This is a genomic window from Alteromonas sp. ABH4_456, from assembly GCF_056160645.1.
In genome coordinates this window covers 1-1,697 of sequence record NZ_JBSWXO010000034.1, presented here as the reverse complement: position 1 = coordinate 1,697, position 1,697 = coordinate 1, and the positions used below count along the sequence as shown (strand labels likewise).

The 1,697-nt window shown below is 39.7% G+C and carries 1 protein-coding gene and 1 tRNA gene; one reads left to right on the top strand and one right to left on the bottom strand.

The window, feature by feature from the left end:
- The first annotated feature begins 215 nt into the window (after positions 1–215).
- Positions 216–292 (top strand) — tRNA-Arg (locus ACXAG2_RS20800).
- 179 nt (positions 293–471) lie between these two features.
- Here ACXAG2_RS20800 and ACXAG2_RS20795 read toward each other — a convergent pair.
- A complete protein-coding gene (locus ACXAG2_RS20795; RefSeq protein ID WP_474870232.1) occupies positions 472–1,458 on the bottom strand; it encodes a GTP pyrophosphokinase in 987 nt (328 codons plus the stop codon).
- Positions 1,459–1,697 lie beyond the last annotated feature (239 nt).

The following is a 1,697-nucleotide window of genomic DNA, read 5'->3' as shown; positions in this document are numbered from 1 at the left end:
GGGGTTAAGATAATGAACAAGGTCATTGGGCTCGGTATGCCTGTTCGTCAGGCAACTGATTAATTGGCTGGAGCGCCTGACAATAAAGGGAATGAAGCAGTTATTTGATCAACAACGCCGCCCTAAAGTAAAGAAAATTGTTGAAGCTGTGACAGCGCAACAGTATCATTGCGCCCCTATTCACGATTAGTGCAATTCTCAGCACTATGAAGAATGCACCCGTAGCTCAGCTGGATAGAGCGTTGCCCTCCGGAGGCAAAGGTCATAGGTTCGAATCCTATCGGGTGCGCCATTTTTAAAGGGCTGTAGCCCGATTCTCTTCTTCTAAAAATTCCCATTTTGAAATATGTAGCAAATATGTAGCAAAAAACGATTGCATTTATTTTCTGTGAATAATGAGTCATTACGAAGTTTACGACTGCGCAAGGTAGGATTTTAGGGATGTAGTTGTGATTAGGTGGTTCTCTGTGCCTATTCGACATCTAATGATTCGAATAGATCTGATGCTAGCACTTCTAAAATTCTGCGGTTCAGTGGCCAATCTGATAAAACCCGGTGCTTTCTTTTCTTTATCAGCCAAATGATGAAAATGGTAATACTCTGGGAGTAGAGAGGATTTTCATTTCTTTTCATAGCAATTAAAGAAATGATTTCATTGTTTCTTTTCAAAAAGTTTTCAAGCCTGCTAGTAAAATCCTCGGTCAATAGATCCTTAAATTCATCTAAAATAGTGATAGAGGACTTCTGAGCAACAACTGCTTGCTCGCGTATATACTTTGCATATAAAGAATCCAAAAACTCTTGAAACTTTAATCTTTCTGATGGACCTGATCCTAAATTAGAACTGACACTAGAAAAAAAATCGTCTGTGGTTTCAATTAAAGCCATGCTTCTTGCGACTGTTCTCTGGACTTTTGGCTCAACAATCGTTTTTGTTTTGTACAGAGCGTCATGGGTCAATTCAGCGTATGCATGTTGTAGAAGTGTTCTAACTTGGATTTCACAAGGTGTGCCAGCTAAAATTGTAATACCACAAGTATCTAAGTCTTCCTTGCATGTAACTACATAATGTACGGATTGATATGTAAAAAGAAGTGGATCTCTTTCTCTCTCTGCCGCGTAATTTCTGCATTCTGTTGCATTCCAAGAGGTATTGGTTTGGATTTTTCTCGAGATTAGCTCTACTTCATCAACCAGCAAAACGACAAATCGACAAGCTACTTTGTCTTGAATTTGAGAATAAGGGTCATCATAGCTTTTGTCATTTCGATAAAACGCTTTATCCAACAACGACTGGTCACCTTTGAGTCTGGGTATACAATCCAGCTTTAAAAAGCACTTAAGGTCAATGTGAGATTGCTCAAGAGACTCGCAAATCTCTGAGACAACGTATTTGCCCCATGCCTCATACATGCCTCTCTCTTGATGCCATTTATCTAGAAACTCTTGCTCGTTCATTCTTGAGATATTATTTCATCTTTTATTAGAATCTTAGTCCATCGGACTTCATTTCCCTGGTCGTCTTCATTTACACTTTCGATTTGTACCAACTCCTTAAATGCGTTCGCTGGGGCTGTTATGTTTACCTTTTTACGGAAAGAAATTTTTCTAAATAACTGATCCTATGTCTGCTACACCTTTGCCATTCCGTGGGCATTGCCGGGGAATGGTGATGTGGTCTCCATAAACCGCCGTAC

Bases quoted from the DNA above. Each gene is read 5' to 3' on its own strand.
- ACXAG2_RS20795 (WP_474870232.1), bottom strand. From the start codon at position 1,458: ATGAACGAGCAAGAGTTTCTAGATAAATGGCATCAAGAGAGAGGCATG.